This window comes from Phenylobacterium sp. J367, from assembly GCF_024699985.1.
In the GTDB taxonomy this organism is placed as follows: Bacteria; Pseudomonadota; Alphaproteobacteria; order Caulobacterales; family Caulobacteraceae; genus Phenylobacterium.
The window spans coordinates 1,749,731-1,767,883 of the sequence record NZ_JAJONA010000001.1; the positions used below are offsets into that span (position 1 = coordinate 1,749,731).

Consider the following 18,153-nt stretch of genomic DNA (forward strand, 5'->3'; position numbering starts at 1 on the left):
CCTAGTCGAAGGGCGGGCAGTCGATGCGCTCGATGGCGCCGCCGGACAGCCGGTAGACGGCGTCCTGGGGCACGTGCTGCTCCACCGTGCGGTCCTTTTCCATATTCGCGTAAACGCCGCGCAAGACGCGGCCGGCGACGCCGTGGCTGACCGCGATCACCCGGCGCTCCGGTTCGGGCGGCAGGTCGGCCAGCCAGTCCGCCATGCGCGCGCAGACCGAGGCGTAGGTCTCGCCGGTCGGGGCGTCGAAGGCCCAGCCGGAGGTCCCGAACGCGTCCGGGAAGGCGGCCATCAGGTCGCTGCGCAGCCGGCCGTCCCAGTCGCCCCAGGAGAGCTCGACCAGCCGGCGGTCCTCCTCGACCTCCGCGCCCAGGGCGGCGGCCACCACCTCGGCGGTCTTCCGCGCGCGCGGCCGAGCGGGCTCGACACCACCCGCCAGCCGGGCTGGCCGGCGGTGAGGTCCTTGAGCAGCGCCGCCACCGCGCCGGCCTGGCGCAGGCCGAGCTCGGTCAGCGGCGAATCCACATGGCCCTGCAGCCGCTGCTCGCGGTTGAACTCGGTCTGGCCGTGCCGGACGAGGTAGATCACCGCTTGCGGCGGACCACCGGGTGGGACGTGGACAGCCCGCCGTCGACCGCGATCGTCTGGCCGTTGACGTAGCTGCTGTCGTCCGAGGCCAGGAACAGCGCCGCGTGCGCGATCTCGTCGGGCACGCCGTAGCGGGTCAGCGGATTGAGCTGGCCGATCTTGTCCTCGTTGCCGCGGGCCCGGGCGCCGTCGAAGATCGGCTTGGTCATGCCGGTTTCGATCAGGCCGGGCGCGATCGCGTTCACCCGGACGCCGGTGCCGTAGAACTCGTTGGCCGCGGTCTGGGCGAGGCTGATGACCCCGGCCTTGGACGCCGAATAGGGCGAGCCGCCGGCCCCGGAGCGGATGCCCGCCACCGAGGCGGTGAGGATGATCGAGCCCTTGCCCTTGGGGATCATCACGGCCGAGGCGTGCTTCACCGCCAGGAACGCGCCGATCAGGTTGATCCGCAGGATCTCGGCCCAGTGGGCGGCGTCCTGGTCCTGGTACTCGACCCAGCCGCCGGAGATGCCGGCGTTGGCCCAGACCACGTCCAGCCCGCCGAACTCGCGCTCGGCGCGGCCGATGTAGTCCTTCACGCAGGCCTCGTCGCCCGCGTCGCCGGTCATGGCGACCGCCTTGCCGCCGGCAGCGGTGATCGCCGCTGCCGTTTCGTCCACGGTCCCGGCCCGGTCGACGCAGAGCACGCTGGCGCCTTCGCGGGCGAACAGCAGGGAGGCCGCGCGGCCGATGCCGCTCGCCGCGCCGGTGATGACGGCCGTGCGGCCGGAAAGACGTCCCATGTCGTACTCCTTACGGGATCAGCAGCACCCGGCCCACGGCCTGGCGGCTTTCGATGTAGCGGTGGGCCTCGGCGGCTTCGGAGAGCGGGAACTCGCGGTCGATGACCGCCTTCAGCTCGCCCTTCGCGACGTCCTCGATCAGCCGCTGGATGTTGTCGTGCACCCGGTCGGTGTTGATCTCGGCGCCCAGGAAGACGCCCGACAGGCTGCGGTTGCCGCCCATCATCGAGCCCACGTCCACCTTCATCGGCTCGCGGCCCGCCTGGCCGACCATGGAGACCCGGCCCCGATAGGCCAGGCTGAGGATCGAGCCCTGCAGGGTGGGGCCGCCGACCGAATCCACGATCACGTCGGCCATGTGCTTGTCGGTGAGCCGGCCCACCTCCTGCACCACGTCGTGGGTCTTGTAGTTGATGCCGTGGGTCAGGCCCAAGGCCTTCAGGCGCTCTAGCCGCTCATCGGACGAGGCGGTGGCGATCACCATGGCCGCGCCCGCACGGGCGGCGAGCTGGATGGCGGCGACGCCGACGCCCGACGCGCCGGCCTGCACGAGGACAATCTCGCCCTTCTTCATCCGGCCGAACTCGAACAGGCAGTCGTCGGCGGTCCCGAACGGCACGGGGACCACGGCGGCCTGCTTCACGTCCATGCCGTCGGGGATCACCCAGGCGGTGCGGGCCGGCACGGCGCGCAGTTCGGCGTGGCTGCCGAAGGCGCCGGTGGTGACGACCTTCTGGCCGACCTTGATCGTAGTGACCTCGGCGCCGACCTCGACCACCTCGCCGGCGGCCTGGTAGCCGACGATGTGCGGCCGGGTGACGAGCGGTCCGCGGAAGCGGTTCAGCGTGTCGCCGCCCTCGATGGACACCGCTTCGACGCGGATCACGATGCCCTTCGGATGGCATTCCGGATCCGGCACGTCCTCGTAGCGCAGGACCTCGGGACCCCCGTTCTCGTGATAGACCGCAGCCTTCATCGGACCCTCCCGTCAAACATCTGTTTGACCGCCACCAACCACGGCCGGGCGGCGGGCGCAAGGGTCGCAGGTTCCGTCCCGGAACCGGGGGTGACATCGGCCGGCGGGTCGCCGATGTTGCCGGCTACAAACGAGAGTCGGGAAGACAACATGACGACGCGCGCTCTGGTGCTCGGCGGCGGTGGGCCCGTCGGGATCGCCTGGGAAAGCGGCCTGATCGCCGGCTTCGCCCAGGCCGGTGTCGACCTCTCCCAGGCCGACTTCATCATGGGCACCTCGGCGGGATCCTTCGTGGGCGCCCGGCTGGCGCTCGGCGCCGATCCGAAGACCCTGGCCGATCCCGTGCTCCGGGAGACCCAGGCCGGGCGGGCGCCGTCCGGCGGCGCGCCCGCCGCCCTCGGCCCCCTCGTGGCGCTGATGGCCGAGGCGCGGGGCGGCAAGCGAAACCCGGCCGAGGTCCGCGCCGAGATCGGGGCCTTCGCCCTGCATGCCGAGACGATGGACGAGGACGCCTTCCTCGCCACCTTCGGACGCAGCTTCGCCGGCCAGACAGCCTGGCCCGCCAGGGACTTCGCCTGCACGGCCGTCGACGCCGAGGACGGCGGGTTCCGGCTGTGGACCGCGCATGCCGGAGCGCCGCTCGACCGGGCGGTGGCGTCGAGCTGCAGCGTGCCGGGCGTCTATCCGCCGGTGACCATCGACGGGCGGCGCTACATCGACGGCGGCATGCGCTCCTCGACCAACGCCGACCTGGCGGCGGGCTACGACCTGGTGGTGATCGTCGCCGTCCGGCTGGGCGACGAGACCGAGATCGGCCGCCTCACCCAGGCGCAGCTCGAGGCCGAGGTCGACAGCCTGCAGGAGGGCGGCGCGAGCGTCGTGGTCATCGGCCCCGACGACGGCAGCCTGGCGGCGCTGGGGCCGAACCTGATGGACTTCACCCGGCGCCCCGACGCGGCGCGCGCGGGCCTCGCCCAGGCGGCCGGGCAGGCCGAGATCCTGAAGGGCGTGTGGGGCTAGCGCGCCCTAGCGGTTCGCCTTCACGAACGCGCGGATGGCCGCGATCACCTGGTCCTGGTCGTCCGGCGTCAGATAGGGGTGCATCGGCAGGCTGATCACCTGGCCGGCCTTGGCCTCGGTGACGGGCAGGCCGTCCGGCGCGGTCGGATAGACCGAATAGACGCCCTGCCGGTGGATCGGGATCGGATAGTAGACGGCGGTCGGCACGCCCTTCTCGCGCAGCGCCGCGGCCAGGCCGTCACGGTTCGGCGCCTCGATGGTGTACTGCGCCCAGACGCTGACCCCGCCCTCGATCACCGTCGGGACCGTGACCAGGTCGGAGAGGCCCTCGGCGTAGCGGTCGGCCACCCGGTTCCGGGCCTCGATCTCGTCGGGGAAGATCTTCAGCTTCTCGAGCAGGACGGCGGCCTGGATGGTGTCCATCCGGCTGTTGGTGCCGACGCGGACGTTCAGGTAGCGCGGATCGTGGTCGAAGGTGCGGCCTTCCAGGTCCGACTTCACCGCCTGGCCATGGACGCGCAGCGAGACCAGAAGATCGTGGAAGCGGGCGTCCTTCGACAGCACCGCGCCGCCGTCGCCGTAGCAGCCGAGCGGCTTGGCCGGGAAGAAGGAGGTGGTGGCCACGTCCGCCCAGTGGATCGGGTGCCTGCCGCCGAGGGTGCAGCCGAAGCCCTGGGCGCTGTCGGCGATCAGCTTCAGGCCGTGGGCGTCGCAGACCTTGCGGATCGCCGGATAGTCGGCCGGCTGGCCGAACAGGTCGACGGCGATGACAGCCTTCGGCGTCAGCTCGCCCTTCGCCTTCACCGCCTGGATCGCGGCCTCCAGGCTCTTCGCATCCATGTTGTAGGTGCGGGCGTCCACGTCGACGAACACCGGCGAGGCGCCGACCAGCGGCATGGCCTCGGCGGTCGCCGCGAAGGTGAAGGACGGGCAGAAGACCGCGTCGCCCGGCCCGATCCCCCAGGCCATCAGCGGCAGGACGAGCGCGTCGGTGCCCGACGCGCAGGAGAGCACAAAGGGCGCCTCGCCGAAGGCGGCCATCTCGGCTTCGAAGGCGGCGATCTCAGGGCCCATGATGTAGGCGCCCGACCGCACGACCTTGAGGATCGCGTCCTCCAGCGGCTGGCCGAGGCGCTGGCGCTGGGCCTGCAGGTCGATGAACGGGATAGGCATGCTGGGGCGGCCCCTGTCTTCTGAAGCGGGCGCCTAATGGCATACGCCGACTCACGCCGCCAAACACGCTTGGTGACGGTGTTTTACAGCGGGGCAGGCCAAACGCTTCATCTCCCCCAGCGCGCCAGCGATGGCGGGAGGGGGACCGCCGGCCGAGCCGCAGGCGAAGAGCCGGGGGTGGAGGGGGCAAGCCTTATCCACTGCCGGCCGCCTGCCCCTCCACCCCCGCTCTTCGGCCAGCTCGCGCTGACCTCGGCGGGCGGTCCCCCTCCCGCCGCTGCGCGGGGGAGGTGAAGGACTTGGGCGCTAAGGCTTCGCCTGGACGCCGCCCTTCATCACGAAGCCGACCCTCTCCAGCACCCGGACGTCCGACAGCGGATCGCCCTGGACGGCGATCAGGTCGGCGGCCTTGCCGGGGGTTAGCGCGCCGATCTCGTTCGACAGGCCGAAGTGGTCGGCGGCGTTGACGGTGGCGGCCTGTACGGCCTCCAGCGGGGTGAGGCCCGCCTTCACCAGCAGGGCGAACTCCTGGGCGTTGTCGCCGTGGGCCGAGACGCCGGTGTCGGTGCCGAACGCGATCTTCACCCCGCCGGCGTGGGCGCGCCTGGCCATGTCCAGCATCTTCGGCCCGGCCTCCAGCGCCTTGGCGGTCTGGGCGGGGGTGAAGAAGTTGTTGGGGCCGGACGCGATCCGGTAGACGAAGTCGCCGGCCATCAGGGTGGGCACCAGGTAGCCCTTGTTCTTCTTGAGGAGCTGGATCCCCTCGTTGTCGAGGTAGGTGCCGTGCTCGATGGAATCGCCGCCGGCCTTCAGGAACGAGTTGATGCCGTCGCCGCCGTGGGCGTGGGCGGTCACGCGCCGGCCCATGCGGTGGGCGGAATCGACGATGGCGTCGAGCTCCTCCTGGCTGAACTGCTGGCCGAGGCCGGCCGCGGTGTTGGAGAGCACGCCGCCGGTGGCGGTGATCTTGATGACGTCGGCGCCCTGCCAGACCTGTTCGCGCACCGCGCGGCGGCAGTCGTCCGCCCCGGAGCAGACCGAGCCCGGACGCAGCACGTGCATGACGTCGTCGCGGAAGCCGTTCACGTCCCCGTGGCCGCCGTGCACCGAGATCGCCGAGCCGGAGGCCAGGATGCGCGGGCCGGGCACGTCGCCGAGGCTGATCGCCTTGCGCAGGGCGAAGATGGCGCTGTTCTCGGCGCCCAGGTCCGCGACCGTGGTGAAGCCGGCCAGCAGGGTCTTCTTCGCGAAGCGGGCGCCGATCATCGCCTGTTCGGCGGAGGACTGGGTGACCTCGTCGAGACGGCTGGTCGGGCCCTGCTCGCCAGTGATGTGGACATGGCTGTCGATCAGGCCCGGCAGGACGAACTGGTCCCGGAGGTCGACGACCTTACCGCCCGGTTCGGACACGAAGCCGTCGGCGATGCGGACGACCTTGCCGTTCTGGATGACCAGGGTCTTCTGGGTTTCGACCCTGCCGCTCGCCGGGTCGGCCAGCAGGCGGCCGGCCTGGACGAAGGTGGTCTGTGCAGCCGGCGCCTGCGCCGCGGCCGGCAGGGCGAGCGCGACGGCCAGCGCGGCGCCGGTCAGGAAGCGGTTCATCTGGAAATCCCCCGGGTACTTGAGGCGCGGAGCTTAAGCAGCGGGCGGACGGATAGGGAAGGGCGCTTTCTCCGGCGTCATCCTAGGCGATGTGCCTGGGATGACGGCCGGGATCTGCTCAGATCTGCCGCTTGCGCCCTTCCCAGTAGGGCGCGCGGACCTTGTTGCGCTGGATCTTGCCGGCTTCCGAGCGGGGGAGGTCGGTGACGAAGTCGATCTTCTTCGGGACCTTGAAGCTGGGCAGGTTGGCCCGGGCGAAGGCCAGGATCTCCTGCTCCAGTTCGGCCGACGGCTCGTAGCCGGCCTTCAGCATGATCACGGCGCGGACCTGCTCGCCCCACTGCTCGTCGGGCACGCCGACCGTCGACGAGTCGGCCACGGCGTCGTGCTTGATCAGCTCGTTGTCGATCTCCTGCGGGTAGATGTTCACCCCGCCCGAGATGATCGTCTCGGCGTTGCGGCCGGTGAGGAACAGGTAGCCGTCCTCGTCGAAGTAGCCGACGTCGCCCATGGTGAAATAGTTGCCGACCCGGTTCGCCTGGGTCTTGGCCTCGTCCTTGTAGTAGGTGAAGCCGCCGCCGGGCGGGAGCTGGTGGTAGATGGTCCCGGGCACGCCGGGCGGCTGCTCGTTGCCTTCCTCGTCGAGGATCTTGGAGCCGAGGAGCGCGGGCCGCTTGCCGACGCTGCCCGGCTTCTGCAGCCACTCCTCCGAGGTGATGGTGAAGCCCGCCCCGCCCTCGGAGCCGGCGTAGTATTCGCTGAGCACCGGGCCGAACCACTCGATCATGGCCAGCTTGACCTCGGGCGGGCAGGGGGCCGCGCCGTGGACGATGTATTTGACGTGGCTCACGTCATACTTCGCCTTCACCTCGTCGGGCAGCGCCAGCAGGCGCTGGAACATGATCGGCACCAGGTGCAGGTGGGTGACCCTGCGCTCGACGATGGTCTTCAGGACCTGCTCGCTATCCCACTTGTCGAGGAAGACGAGCGGCGCGCCGGCGCCCATGGCGGCGTTGACGTCGAAGGCCAGCGGGGCGGCGTGGTAGGCCGGGCCGGCGCAGAGCTGCACCGAGTTCTCGTCGTAGCCGCGGAGCTGGTAGATCCCCGGCGGGGCGATCACCGGGTTCGGGCGGAAGACCCCCTTCGGCCGGCCGGTGGTGCCGGAGGTGTACATCATCTGGTTGCCGAGGACCGGGTCCTCGATGTCCGAGCCGTCGAGGCCGGCCAGCGCGTCCTCGTAGCCCTGGAAGCCGTCGATGGCGCCGCCGATGGCGATCTTCAGGGCGAGGCCCGGGCACTGGGCGGCGGCGGGGCCGGAGGCGGCCACGCGGGCCTCGGCGAACAGCGCCTTGGCCTCGCAGTCCTGGACGATGTAGGCGATCTCGTCGGCGGTCAGGTGCCAGTTGACCGGGGTGATCCGCAGGCCGGCGCGCTTGGTGGCGGCGAGCACCTCGACGAACTCGTGGCGGTTGGAACAGACCAGGGCGACCGAGTCCCCGGCCTTCAGGCCCGCGTCGCGCATCAGCCGGGCGAGCCGGTTGGCCGTAGCGTTGACCTCGGCGAAGGTCCGCGTGGTCCCGTCGGGATCGATCACCGCCGGCCGGTCCGGCTGGACCTTGGCCCACACCGCGGCGGTCATCCCGGACATCTGCGCGGCGGCGAGCTGCGCGTCGAGGTCCATGCGTTCCTTCAAGGCTTCCATCAAATCCCTCCCGCGCCGAATGGCTGGCGCACCTGCTCTTCATTGGAGGCGCGGGGACCGCGGGCGAAATGGCTCCGCTGGCCCGGCGTCCGGCCTCGGCCCTCACCAAATCACGCCGGGCGACGGGCGCCAATTCCCTTGCGTCAGGGCTCGATCGCCGGCCTTGCGCGTTGCCGATTGCGCGCGATCAATGTCGCAACCACATTCTGGGGACACCAAGCTTGAGCTTGGACACTTCGGGGAGCTCCGCAAACGTGAACACGCTTCGCAAACGCCTGACCCTGCTGGCCGTGATCCTCATGGCCCCGGTGCTCGCCAGCTGCGGCATCAACACCATTCCGACTAAGGAGGAGGCCGCCCGCGCCCGCTGGGGCGACGTGCAGAGCCAGTACCAGCGACGGGCCGACCTGATCCCGAACCTCGTGGAGACCGTCCGCGGCTACGCCGCCCAGGAGCGCACCGTGCTGCGCGAGGTGACCGAGGCGCGCGCCTCGGCGACCCAGGTGCAGGTGGACGCCTCGACCCTGACCGACCCGGCCCAGTTCCAGCAATACCAGCAGGCCCAGGACCGTCTGACCGGCGTGCTCGGACGGCTGATGATGATCCAGGAACGCTATCCGGACCTGAAGTCGAACCAGAACTTCCTGGCCCTGCAGAGCCAGCTCGAGGGCACCGAGAACCGCATCGCCGTCGCCCGGCGCGACTACAACGCCGCGGTCCAGGACTACAACACCAGCCTCCGGACCTTCCCGACGGTCATCTGGGCCAAGACCATCCACGGCGGCTCCAAGCCGATGCAGCTCTTCCAGGCCTCGGCCGCGGCGCAGAGCGCGCCCACCGTCGACTTCGGCGGGACCCAGCCCGGCGCGCCGGTTCCGGACGGCGCGCGCCCGGCGCGGCCCCGCCCGCGCTGCCGGCCCCCGTCCCGGCGCCCGCGCCCCAGTGATGACAGCCCTTGCGGGAGCGCGGGGCCTCGTCCTCGCGCTCCTCGTCCTCCTCGGCTCGGCCACGGGCGTCCTCGCCCAGCCGAAGTTCCCGCCGCTCACCGGCCGCGTGGTGGACAACGCCAACCTCCTGTCGCCGGCGACGGAGCAGAAGCTCGACGGCGAGCTCGCCCAGCTCGAGGCCGCGACCGGCCGCCAGCTCGTGGTCGCCACCCTGCCGGACCTGCAGGGCTATGAGATCGAGGAGTACGGCTACCAGCTCGGCCGCGCCTGGGGCATCGGCTCGAAGGCCGAGAACGACGGCGCCCTGCTGATCGTCGCGCCCAACGAGCGGAAGGTGCGCATCGAGGTCGGCTATGGCCTCGAGGGCGTGCTCACCGACGCGCTCACCAGCGTGATCATCAGCAGCGCCATCCTGCCGAGGTTCAAGGCGGGCGACATGGAAGGCGGCGTGGTGGCCGGGACCGAGTCGCTCATCCAGCAGCTCTCCCTGCCCGACGAGGAGGCCGGCGCCCGCGCGGCCCAGGCCCAGCAGCAGGTGAAGCGCCAGGCCGAGAGTGGCGGCGGCGGGATCCCGCTGATCTTCATCTTCTTCGTCGTGCTCTGGGTGCTGGGCGGCATCCTGGGCGCCTTCGGGCGGCGGCGTCGCGGCCGGTCGAGCGGCCTCTGGTGGCTGCTGCCGCTCATCCTGTCGAACAGCGGCGGCCGCCGCGGCGGCGGCGGCTGGGGCGGCGGCGGTGGCTTCTCCGGCGGCGGCGGCTCGTTCGGCGGCGGCGGATCCTCGGGGAGCTGGTGATGGCGAACGACCCTCTGATCTCCCCCTCCGACCAGGCGGCGATCGCCGCGGCCGTGCGCGAGGCCGAGGCCCGAACCACGGGCGAGATCTACTGCGTGGTCGCCGAGGACAGCTCGGACTACTTCGAGACCCCGCTCGCCTGGGCGGCCGGCGTCGCGCTCCTGGGGCCGGCGCTGCTGCTGATGCTCGGCGCGCCCGTCGCCCTGCCGGACCTGACGCCGGACTGGAGCGCGGCCCAGACCGCCCAGGCCGCCGCGCGGCAGAGCCTGCTGGACGCCATCCTGCTGCAGCTCGTGCTCTTCGTGGTCACCGCGCTCGTGGTCAGCCTGGACGCCGTGCGGCTGCGGCTGACGCCCCGGGGCCTGAAGCGCGACCGCGTGCGGCGCGAGGCCCTGGCGCATTTCGCCGCCAAGAACCTGCACGCCACCCGCGAGCGGACCGGCGTGCTGATCTACGTCTCGCTGGACGAGCACATGGCCGAGCTGATCGCCGACGCGGGCATCGCCGGCCAGGTTCCCCCGGAGGCCTGGGAGAAGCCGATGGCGGCCCTGATGGCGGGCCTGAAGCGCCGCGAGCCTTCGGCCGGCTTCGCCGCGGCCATCGCGCTGTGCGCCGACATCCTGGCCGAGCGCTTCCCGGCCAAGCCCGGCGACAATCCCAATGAGCTGCCCGACGCCGTGGTGCTGCTGCCGCGCGGCTAGCCCCCCGGCTGCGGCGAATCGGCCCGACCGGTTGTCCGCCGGCGCGCGCGACCTAAGATTGCGCGCGAGGGAAGGGAGAGGCCGGGTGACCGACCTGCCGGACAACCACGACCTGACGGCGCGCGCCTTCGACGAGGTGGCCGAGGCCATCGGCCTGGGCATGCCCTTCCGCCTGCTGGTCAGCCCCGACGGCCGCTCGCGCCGCTTCCTGCACGTGGGCGCAAGCTGCGAGGCGCTGAACGGCGTGCCCGTCGCCGAGGCCCTGCAAGACGCCCGCAAGCTCTACGACCTGATGCCGCCCGAGCACCGCCGGGCCTTCGCCGCCGCCGAGGCCGCGGCCCTGGGCTGCCAGGCCCCGTTCCGGATCGAGGTGCAGATGCGCCGGCCGGACGGCGAGACGCGGTGGTTCCGCATCGCCTCCCACCCCCGCCGGCTGGCCGACGGCTCGACGGTCTGGGACGGGCTGCAGACCGACATCACCGAGACCCGCCGCCTGGCCGAGGAGGTCGCCGACCAGCGCCGCCGCCTGCAGATGGCGGTTGAGGCCACCGGCCTCGGCCTCTGGGAATGGGATCCGCGCGCCGCCCAGGTGATCTGGTCCGAGCGGAACAAGGCGCTGTTCGGCCTGCCGGCGGACGCCCATGTCGACATCAACCGCTACATGGCGCTGATCCACCCGGACGACGTGGCCAAGGTCCAGGAGGTCTATCGCGCGGCCGAGGGCGGCGGCGACTTCCGGGTGGAGCACCGCACCAACCGTCCCGACGGCGAGGCCCGCTGGATCCTGACCCACGGACGGGTGCTGAAGGAGGAGGACGGCGCCCAGGTGGTGGTCGGCACCTCCGTCGACATCACCGAGCGCAAGCAGGCCGAGGACCGGCGCAGCCTGCTGCTGGGCGAGCTGGCCCACCGGGCCAAGAACGGGCTGACGGTGATGATGTCCATCGTCGGCCAGACGGCGCGCGCGTCCGAGACGGTGGCCGACTTCGAGGCGGTGCTGATGGCGAGGCTCGAGGCCATGGCCCGCTCGCAGGACCTGGTGACCGAGACTCGCGGCGCGCCGGTGTCCCTCGGCGCGGTGATGCGCCAGGTGCTGACGCCCTTCGGCCTCGCGCGCTTCGAGATCGCGCCGGCCCTCGACGGGGTCACCGTCGCCGGCCAGATGGCCGCCTCGCTCGGCCTGCTGCTGCACGAGATGGCCACCAATGCGGTGAAGTACGGCGCGCTCTCGGGACGCCGCGGCCGGGTGCGGATCACCGAGGCGGCGGCTCCCGCCGGCCGGGTGGTGGTGCACTGGTGCGAGACGGGCGGCCCGCCGGTGACCCCGCGGGTCAGGGCCGGCTTCGGGTCGCGCGTGCTGCAGGTGTCGCTGGCCCCGCACGGCGGCAAGGTGACCGCCGCCTACCGCCCCGCCGGCTTCGAGGCCCGCGTGGAGTTCCCGACCGCGGGTTGAGCACCTTGCCGGGGCGCCGTCCGAAGCCCTACCATGCCCTCCTCTCGGGAGGAGCGGCGATGGCCTACAAGCTCAACGTCAACGGCAAGGTTCACCAGGCGGACGTCGATCCCGACACCCCGCTCCTCTGGACGCTCCGCGACACCCTGGGGATCCTCGGGCCGAAGTACGGCTGCGGGATCGCCCAGTGCGGGGCCTGCACGGTGCACGTGGACGGCCAGCCGATCCGCAGCTGCGTGACGCCGGTCTCCGCCGTCACCGGCCGGATCACCACCATCGAGGGCGTCGGCGCCAGCGCCGTCGGCAAGAAGGTGCAGGCCGCCTGGACCGAGCTCGACGTCGCCCAGTGCGGCTACTGCCAGCCTGGCCAGATCATGTCGGCGACCGCGCTGCTGACCAGCAATCCGAAGCCCACGGACGCCGATATCGACGCGGCGATGAGCGGCAACATCTGCCGCTGCGCGACCTACACGCGGATCCGCGCGGCCATCAAGCGCGCCTCCGGCCAGAAGGAAGCCTGAGCCATGACCCGCGAACTGACCGGCGCCTCCCGGCGCGAGTTCCTGACCGCGGCCTCGGCCAGCGGCCTCGTCATCTCCTTCGCCGTGGCCTCGAAGGCCGAGGCCCAGGCCGGCGGCCTCTCCCGGATCAACGCCTATGTGCAGGTGGCCCCGGACGGCTGGGTGACGATCACCAACAAGAACCCGGAGATCGGCCAGGGCATCAAGACCATGCTGCCCATGCTGATCGCCGAGGAGCTGGACATCCCCTGGGAGAAGGTCCGCATCGACCAGGCCGACAGCGACCCCGCCGTCTATGGCCGCCAGTTCGCCGGCGGCTCGATGGCCACGCCGCTGCACTGGGAGGACCACCGCCGCGTCGGCGCCGTGGCCCGGGCCATGCTGATCCAGGCCGCGGCCCAGGCCTGGAACTGTCCCGCCGGCGAATGCACCACCACGGCGGGCGTCGTCCTGCACAAGGCGTCCAACCGCAAGGCGACCTACGCCTCGCTGGCCACCCAGTGCGCCGGGATCACGCCGCCCGATCCGAAGACCCTGCCGCTGAAGGATCCGCGCGACTACAAGATCATCGGCCAGGCCAAGGTCCAGTACGACACGCCGAAGATCGTCACCGGCCAGCCGCTGTTCGGCATCGACGTGGTCCGGCCCGGCATGCTGTTCGCCGCCTATGAGAAGGCGCCGGTGTTCGGCGCGCGCGTGGCCAGCGCCGACCTCGCCGCGGCCCAGAAGGTGAAGGGCGTCCGCAAGGCCTTCGTGGTCGAGGGCGATCCCAAGGCGGTCCAGCCGCAGCCGGGCCAGATCGGCGGCGGCCTGCTGCCGGGCGTGGCGGTGGTGGCCGACACCTGGTGGGCGGCGAAGAAGGGCCGCGACCAGCTCAGGACCAGCTGGCAGGAGCATCCGACCTCGGCCCAGTCGAGCGCCGCCTTCGCCGCCAAGGCCAGGGAGCTCTCCACGGCCAAGCCGCAGCGCACGCCGCGCAACGACGGCGACGTGGACGCCGCCCTGAAGTCCGCGGCCAAGACGGTGGAGGCCGCCTACGCCTATCCGTTCATCAGCCACGCGACCCTGGAGCCGCAGAACTGCACGGCGGAGTGGAAGGACGGCAAGCTGGAGATCTGGGCGCCGACCCAGAACCCCGAGCCCGGCCGCCAGCTCTGCGCCAAGACGCTCGGGATCAAGCCCGAGGACATCACCATCCACATGACCCGCTGCGGCGGCGGCTTCGGGCGCCGGCTCGCCAACGACTACATGGTCGAGGCCGCCTGGATCGCGCGGGAAGCCGGGGCTCCGGTGAAGCTGCTCTGGACGCGTGAAGACGACATGCGCCACGACATCTACCGGCCGGGCGGCTTCCACTACTTCCGCGGCGGGCTGGACGCGGCCGGCAACCTGGTCGCCTTCCACGACCACTTCGTGTCGTTCGGCGAGGGCACGGGCTTCGCGCCCAGCGCCGGCATGGGCCCGACCGAATATCCGGCCCGCTTCGTGCCGAACTTCCGCATCGACGTCTCGACGATGCCGCTCGGCGTGCCGACCGGGCCGCTGCGGGCGCCGGGCTCCAATGCGCTCGCCTTCGTCTTCCAGTCGTTCATCGACGAGATGGCGCACGCCGCCGGCGCCGACCCGCTGGCCTTCCAGCTCAAGCTGCTGGGCGACAAGCCGACCGTCGGCGAGGCCCCGGCGCTCTACGGCGCCGGCCGCATGGCCGGCGTGCTGAAGGCGGTCGGCGAGATGTCCGGCTGGGCGAACCGCTCGAAGCTGCCGAAAGGCGAGGGCATGGGGGTGGCCTGCTACTACAGCCACCTCGGCTACTTCGCCGAGGTCTGCCACGTGGCGGTCGCCGCGGACGGCGCCGTGAAGGTGAAAAAGGTCTGGGTCGCCGCCGACGTGGGCCGGCAGATCATCAACCCGCACGGGGCGATGAACCAGGTCCAGGGCTCGGTGCTGGACGGCCTTTCCGAGGCGCTGCACCAGAAGATCACCATCGAGAACGGCGCGGCGGTCGAGGGCAACTTCGACTCCTACCCGCTGATGCGGATCAACGAGGCGCCGCCGGTCGAGGTGAAGTGGGTGATCACCGACAACAACCCTACCGGCCTCGGCGAACCCGCCCTGCCGCCGGCCATCCCGGCGCTCACCAACGCCATCTTCGCCGCCACCGGCAAGCGCATCCGCAGCCTGCCGATCGATCCGGCGATGCTGAAGACGTAGGGGCGTCGTCGTCCCTCCCTTAAAGGGGAGGGTCGACTCGCCGCCAGGCGAGCGGGGTGGGGAAGTCGCGCTCAAGCTCTGAGTCCAGGCTTGACCCACGCTGCCCCACCCTGGCCGCTTCGCGGCCTGTCCCTCCCCATTAAGGGGAGGGACCAAGGGGCTCGACCTCGCCCTCCCGATCAGCCCAAATGCGTCCCAACAAGTGTTTGAGGGACGTCCAGGTGAAGAAGCTGCTGATCGCCAACCGCGGCGAAATCGCGGTCCGCATCGCGCGGACCGCCGCCGAGATGGGCGTGGCGACCGTGGCGGTGTTCTCCGAGGACGACGCCGGCTCCCTGCACACCCGCACCGCCGACGCCGCGACGCCGCTCACGGGCTCGGGGCCCGCGGCCTACCTCGACATCGCGGGCGTCATGCGCGCGGCGCAGGTGGCCGGCTGCGACGCCGTCCACCCGGGGTACGGCTTCCTGTCCGAGAACGCCGCCTTCGCCCGGGCCTGCGCCGAGGCCGGCCTGGCCTTCGTCGGACCTACCCCGGAGACCCTCGAGCTGTTCGGCGACAAGGGCCGCGCCCGGGCCCTGGCGCGGCAGTGCGGCGTGCCGGTCGCGCCCGGCACGGACGGGCCGACGACCCTGGCGGACGCCCGCGCCTTCCTGGCCGAGCACGGGGCGGTGATGGTCAAGGCGGTGGCCGGCGGCGGCGGGCGCGGCATGCGGCCGGTGACCGCCTTGGACGAGCTCGACGCCGCCTGGGACCGCTGCGCGTCCGAGGCGAAGGCGGCGTTCGGCGACGGCGACCTCTATGTGGAGCGTTTCCTGCCCCGGGCCCGGCACATCGAGGTCCAGGTGATCGGCGACGGCGCGGCCGTCTCCCACCTCTGGGACCGTGAGTGCAGCCTCCAGCGCCAGCGGCAGAAGGTGGTGGAGATCGCGCCCGCCGACATGCTGCCTGCACCCTTGCGCGAGCGCCTGTTCGCCCACGCCGTCGACCTTGCCGGGGCGGCGGGCTACCGCGGCCTCGGCACCATCGAGTTCCTGGTGGCCGGTGACGAGGCGGTGTTCATCGAGGCCAACGCCCGCCTGCAGGTGGAGCATACGGTCACGGAGGGAGGTCACCGGCCTCGACCTAGTGCGGCTCCAGCTCCAGGTCGCGGACGGCGCGGGCCTCGCCGACCTCGGCCTGACGCAGGACCGGGTCCCCGCGCCGCGCGGCCATGCGGTGCAGGCCCGGGTCAACCTGGAGACCATGGCCCTGGACGGCGCCGCGAAGCCGGCGGGCGGGACGCTCAGCGTCTATGAGCCGCCGTCCGGCCCGGGCGTCCGCGTCGACGGCTTCGGCTACGCCGGCTACCGGACGAGCGCCCGGTTCGACAGCCTGCTCGCCAAGCTGATCGTCCATGCCGGCGCCGGCGGCCTTTCCCGCGCGGTCGCCAAGGCCTATCGCGCGCTCTCCGAGTTCCGCATCGAGGGCTCGGCGACCAACCTCGCCTTCCTGCAGAACCTGCTGGCCGATCCGGCGGTGGCGGCCGGCGAGGTCCATACCCGGTTCATCGAAGAGCATATGGCGGGCCTCCTCGGCCCGCCGGAGGCGCATCCGAGGCTCTACTTCGAGGCCGCCGCCGACCCCGGCCCGCGCGCCGCGCCCGCGGCGCCGGACGCCCCCGCCGGGACCGCCCCGGTGCGCGCGCCGCTGCAGGGCACGGTCGTCTCCCTGCAGGCCCAGGCCGGCGACACGGTCCGCAAGGGCCAGCCGCTGATGGTCCTGGAAGCCATGAAGATGGAGCACCTCGTGGAGGCCCAGGCCTCGGGCGTGCTGCGCCAGATCATGGTCGCGCCCGGCGACACGGTGTTCGAGGGCCATCCGCTGGCCTTCCTGGAGGAGACCGGCGGCGGCGATACGGACGCGGAGGCGGAAGCCGCCCACGACCTCGACGCCATCCGCCCGGACCTCGCCGAGGTGATCGAACGCCACCGGCTGACCCTCGATGCGGCCCGGCCGGATGCGGTGGCCCGGCGGCGCAAGACCGGCCAGCGCACCGCCCGCGAGAACCTCGCCGACCTCTTCGATCCCGGCAGCTTCTCGGAGTTCGGGGCCATGGCCCTGGCCGCCCAGCGCCGCCGCCGCAGCCTCGACGACCTGAAGGTCAACACCCCGGCCGACGGCATCGTGGTCGGCGTGGGCGAGGTGAACGGCGGACTGTTCGGCGAGGACAAGGCCCGCTGCGTCGGCCTCGCCTACGACTTCACCGTGCTGGCCGGCACCCAGGGCCACTTCAACCACAAGAAGACCGACAGGATCCTGGAGTTCGCGGAGCACTGGAAGGCCCCGATCGTCTGGTACACCGAGGGCGGCGGCGGGCGGCCCGGCGACGTGGACGGCGGCCAGCTCGCCGCCTCCTCGCTGGACACCACCAGCTTCACGACCTTCGCGCGGCTGTCGGGTGTCGCGCCGCGCATCGCCATCAACTCCGGCCGCTGCTTCGCGGGCAACGCGGTCTTCTTCGGCTGCGCCGACGTCACCATCGCCACGCGCTACTCCAACATCGGGCTCGGCGGCCCGGCGATGATCGAGGGCGGCGGGCTGGGCGTCTTCACCCCGGACGAGATCGGCCCCTCGGACGTGCTCTACGCCAACGGGGCGCTCGACCTGCTGGTGGAGGACGAGGCCGAGGCGACGGCGGCGGCGAAGCAGATCCTCGGCATGTTCCAGGGCGCCGTGCGCGACTGGACCTGCGCCGACCAGCGCCGGTTGCGCCATCTGATCCCCGAGAACCGGGTCCGCGCCTACGACGTCCGCGAGGTGATCCGCACCCTCGCCGACGAGGGCTCCTGGCTCGAGCTGCGCGGCGGCTATGGGACGGGGATCATCACCGGCTTCCTCAGGATCGAGGGCCGGCCGCTGGGGCTGATCGCCAACGACCCGCGCCACCTGGGCGGGGCGATCGATTCCCCCGGCGCGGAGAAGGGCGCCCGCTTCCTCCAGCTCTGCGACGCCTTCGACGTCCCCGTGCTGTCGCTCTGCGACACGCCGGGCTTCATGGTCGGGCCCCAGAGCGAGACCACGGCCGCGGTGCGCCGCGGCTCGCGCCTGTTCGTCACCGCCACGACGCTGTCGGTGCCGCTGTTCACCGTCGTCCTGCGCAAGGGCTACGGCCTGGGCGCCCAGGCCATGGCCGGCGGCGACTTCTCGGCGCCCGCCATGATGCTGGCCTGGCCGACCGCCGAGTTCGGGCCCATGGGCCTGGAGGGCGCCGTCCGCCTCGGCTACCGCAAGGAACTGGAAGCCGAGCCCGACCCCGCCGCCCGTCAGGCGCTGTTCGAGAAGCTGGTGGGCAGGATGTACGAGAACGGCAAGGCGCTCTCGGTGGCCTCGGTGGTGGAGATCGATGCGGTGATCGATCCGGCCGAGACCCGCGCCTGGCTGGTGCGCGGCCTGAAGGCCTGCCCGGTCCCGCCGCACGGCGCAGGCAAGAAGCGGCCCTTCGTCGACGTGTGGTGATCGTTTCCGGCAAAGCGGCCGCCACGTGACCTAAGGTCACCGTTGCCACCCCGCCTTCGTCCGATACCGTCGTTCGCAAGAAGAGCGTTCTCGGGAGGAACGGCGTGGCGGTGGTCGATGGCGTGGCCGGGGTTCCCGGCGCGGAGGTCGCGGCGCAGCCGGTCGGGGCCAAGCCGCCGGGGCGGG

The 18,153-nt window shown here is 71.9% G+C and carries 15 protein-coding genes and 1 pseudogene; 9 read left to right on the forward strand and 7 right to left on the reverse strand.

All coding sequences use genetic code 11. From position 1 onward, the window contains the following. Position 1: 1 nt before the first annotated feature. The 4 genes from LRS04_RS09550 to LRS04_RS09565 are packed head-to-tail and all read right to left on the reverse strand — an operon-like array spanning position 2 to position 2,346. Positions 2 to 385 (reverse strand): histidine phosphatase family protein, encoded by a 384-nt coding sequence (locus LRS04_RS09550; RefSeq protein ID WP_257816162.1) that lies wholly within the window; start codon positions 383 to 385, stop codon positions 2 to 4. Further along, the gene (locus LRS04_RS09555) at positions 292 to 588 is read right to left on the reverse strand and encodes a histidine phosphatase family protein (RefSeq protein WP_257816163.1); all 297 of its coding nucleotides are present in this window, start codon (positions 586 to 588) and stop codon (positions 292 to 294) included. The genes LRS04_RS09550 and LRS04_RS09555 overlap by 94 nt, the downstream gene beginning before the upstream one ends. Next, positions 585 to 1,370: an SDR family NAD(P)-dependent oxidoreductase gene (locus LRS04_RS09560; RefSeq protein WP_257816164.1), complete on the reverse strand. Its 786-nt coding sequence runs from the start codon at positions 1,368 to 1,370 to the stop codon at positions 585 to 587. The genes LRS04_RS09555 and LRS04_RS09560 overlap by 4 nt, the downstream gene beginning before the upstream one ends. 10 nt (positions 1,371 to 1,380) lie before the next feature. Further along, positions 1,381 to 2,346: a zinc-binding alcohol dehydrogenase family protein gene (locus tag LRS04_RS09565; protein ID WP_257816165.1), complete on the reverse strand. Its 966-nt coding sequence runs from the start codon at positions 2,344 to 2,346 to the stop codon at positions 1,381 to 1,383. A 150-nt stretch (positions 2,347 to 2,496) separates the two neighbouring features. On the opposite strand from LRS04_RS09565, the gene LRS04_RS09570 reads away from it, so the two are divergent. After that, the gene (locus LRS04_RS09570) at positions 2,497 to 3,366 is read left to right on the forward strand and encodes a patatin-like phospholipase family protein (protein WP_257816166.1); all 870 of its coding nucleotides are present in this window, start codon (positions 2,497 to 2,499) and stop codon (positions 3,364 to 3,366) included. Positions 3,367 to 3,372: 6 nt separating this feature from the next. Here LRS04_RS09570 and LRS04_RS09575 read toward each other — a convergent pair whose 3' ends face one another. The 3 genes from LRS04_RS09575 to LRS04_RS09585 all read right to left on the reverse strand — a co-directional run bounded on the left by LRS04_RS09575 (position 3,373) and on the right by LRS04_RS09585 (position 7,843). Next, entirely contained in the window at positions 3,373 to 4,539 is a 1,167-nt protein-coding gene (locus LRS04_RS09575; protein WP_257816167.1) for a DegT/DnrJ/EryC1/StrS aminotransferase family protein, read from the reverse strand. Positions 4,540 to 4,845: 306 nt separating this feature from the next. Beyond that, positions 4,846 to 6,141 carry an amidohydrolase family protein gene (locus LRS04_RS09580; protein WP_257816168.1) on the reverse strand — a complete coding sequence of 432 codons (1,296 nt, stop codon included), beginning with the start codon at positions 6,139 to 6,141 and terminating at the stop codon, positions 4,846 to 4,848. 118 nt (positions 6,142 to 6,259) lie between these two features. Continuing rightward, a complete protein-coding gene (locus LRS04_RS09585; protein ID WP_257816169.1) occupies positions 6,260 to 7,843 on the reverse strand; it encodes an AMP-binding protein in 1,584 nt (527 codons plus the stop codon). 299 nt (positions 7,844 to 8,142) lie between these two features. Here LRS04_RS09585 and LRS04_RS09590 point away from each other — a divergent pair. The 8 genes and pseudogenes from LRS04_RS09590 to LRS04_RS09620 form a co-directional block, all read left to right on the forward strand. Further along, a pseudogene (locus LRS04_RS09590) lies at positions 8,143 to 8,715 on the forward strand (LemA family protein); the annotation flags it as partial. Between the two features lie 184 nt (positions 8,716 to 8,899). Continuing rightward, positions 8,900 to 9,583 (forward strand): TPM domain-containing protein, encoded by a 684-nt coding sequence (locus tag LRS04_RS09595; protein WP_308238108.1) that lies wholly within the window; start codon positions 8,900 to 8,902, stop codon positions 9,581 to 9,583. After that, on the forward strand, positions 9,583 to 10,284 hold the full coding sequence (locus LRS04_RS09600; RefSeq protein WP_257816171.1) for a TPM domain-containing protein: 702 nt from the start codon (positions 9,583 to 9,585) through the stop codon (positions 10,282 to 10,284). The genes LRS04_RS09595 and LRS04_RS09600 overlap by 1 nt, the downstream gene beginning before the upstream one ends. Positions 10,285 to 10,369: 85 nt before the next feature. Next, positions 10,370 to 11,737 (forward strand): sensor histidine kinase, encoded by a 1,368-nt coding sequence (locus LRS04_RS09605; protein ID WP_257816173.1) that lies wholly within the window; start codon positions 10,370 to 10,372, stop codon positions 11,735 to 11,737. Positions 11,738 to 11,796: 59 nt separating this feature from the next. Beyond that, positions 11,797 to 12,258 (forward strand): (2Fe-2S)-binding protein, encoded by a 462-nt coding sequence (locus LRS04_RS09610; RefSeq protein WP_257816174.1) that lies wholly within the window; start codon positions 11,797 to 11,799, stop codon positions 12,256 to 12,258. 3 nt (positions 12,259 to 12,261) lie between these two features. Further along, on the forward strand, positions 12,262 to 14,469 hold the full coding sequence (locus tag LRS04_RS09615; RefSeq protein WP_257816175.1) for a xanthine dehydrogenase family protein molybdopterin-binding subunit: 2,208 nt from the start codon (positions 12,262 to 12,264) through the stop codon (positions 14,467 to 14,469). 221 nt (positions 14,470 to 14,690) lie between these two features. Continuing rightward, positions 14,691 to 15,767, forward strand: coding sequence for a biotin carboxylase N-terminal domain-containing protein (locus LRS04_RS26760; protein WP_308238109.1), 1,077 nt, complete (start codon positions 14,691 to 14,693; stop codon positions 15,765 to 15,767). Next, positions 15,715 to 17,967: a carboxyl transferase domain-containing protein gene (locus LRS04_RS09620; RefSeq protein ID WP_308238315.1), complete on the forward strand. Its 2,253-nt coding sequence runs from the start codon at positions 15,715 to 15,717 to the stop codon at positions 17,965 to 17,967. The genes LRS04_RS26760 and LRS04_RS09620 overlap by 53 nt, the downstream gene beginning before the upstream one ends. Positions 17,968 to 18,153: the final 186 nt, after the last annotated feature.

Bases quoted from the DNA above. Each gene is read 5' to 3' on its own strand.
- LRS04_RS09610 (WP_257816174.1), top strand. From the start codon at position 11,797: ATGGCCTACAAGCTCAACGTCAACGGCAAGGTTCACCAGGCGGACGTC.
- LRS04_RS09565 (WP_257816165.1), bottom strand. From the start codon at position 2,346: ATGAAGGCTGCGGTCTATCACGAGAACGGGGGTCCCGAGGTCCTGCGC.
- LRS04_RS09615 (WP_257816175.1), top strand. From the start codon at position 12,262: ATGACCCGCGAACTGACCGGCGCCTCCCGGCGCGAGTTCCTGACCGCG.
- LRS04_RS09560 (WP_257816164.1), bottom strand. From the start codon at position 1,370: ATGGGACGTCTTTCCGGCCGCACGGCCGTCATCACCGGCGCGGCGAGC.
- LRS04_RS09585 (WP_257816169.1), bottom strand. From the start codon at position 7,843: ATGGAAGCCTTGAAGGAACGCATGGACCTCGACGCGCAGCTCGCCGCC.
- LRS04_RS09600 (WP_257816171.1), top strand. From the start codon at position 9,583: ATGGCGAACGACCCTCTGATCTCCCCCTCCGACCAGGCGGCGATCGCC.
- LRS04_RS09620 (WP_308238315.1), top strand. From the start codon at position 15,715: ATGGCCCTGGACGGCGCCGCGAAGCCGGCGGGCGGGACGCTCAGCGTC.
- LRS04_RS09575 (WP_257816167.1), bottom strand. From the start codon at position 4,539: ATGCCTATCCCGTTCATCGACCTGCAGGCCCAGCGCCAGCGCCTCGGC.
- LRS04_RS09570 (WP_257816166.1), top strand. From the start codon at position 2,497: ATGACGACGCGCGCTCTGGTGCTCGGCGGCGGTGGGCCCGTCGGGATC.
- LRS04_RS09580 (WP_257816168.1), bottom strand. From the start codon at position 6,141: ATGAACCGCTTCCTGACCGGCGCCGCGCTGGCCGTCGCGCTCGCCCTG.